General features: G+C 38.9%; 1 protein-coding gene. It reads left to right on the plus strand.

The annotated features are described in order from the left end of the window. On the plus strand, window positions 1-197 hold a 197-nt coding region (locus QP752_RS11200), incomplete at its 5' end, for a hypothetical protein (RefSeq protein WP_284805533.1). Between the last annotated feature and the right edge of the window lie 268 nt (window positions 198-465).

Genomic DNA, 465 nt, shown 5'->3' on the forward strand with positions numbered 1-465 from the left:
TAGCTAAGTCTATTCCGGAAAAGGCGCGCAAGATTTGGAAGAACATAGGAGCTAATTTGTACAAAACTGGTGGCCGAACTTTTTATCATATGCGTCAAGATGAAGTTGACCAAGCAAACGAGGGCTATTCGGAAACCGCTAATTCGCAAATGTCAAGATATAATCAATATCAAAGATCTAGAGACTTCGATAGATAGTGACGAAATAGCAACCACTTCCCGTTAGTGGCATAGAAGAAAAAAAGCCACTCTTACGAGTGACTTTTTAAACTAATGCTTAAGCAGTTTATTAAGCTCATGGAGCGTCAAATGAAGCTCATGCAATAGCCATACGAGTAGAATTAGTGTGAATGTATCTGGCATTGTTTAAGCTCCTTTCTAGCCTTTCGGCGATGTAGGGGCATGGACATGCCAAAAATATTTTACCATGGTATAATAGTCATAGAATTAGTGTGATGTACTTAAC

The organism is Corynebacterium sp. UMB10321, assembly GCF_030228725.1.
Taxonomy (GTDB): Bacteria; Actinomycetota; Actinomycetes; order Mycobacteriales; family Mycobacteriaceae; genus Corynebacterium; species Corynebacterium pseudogenitalium.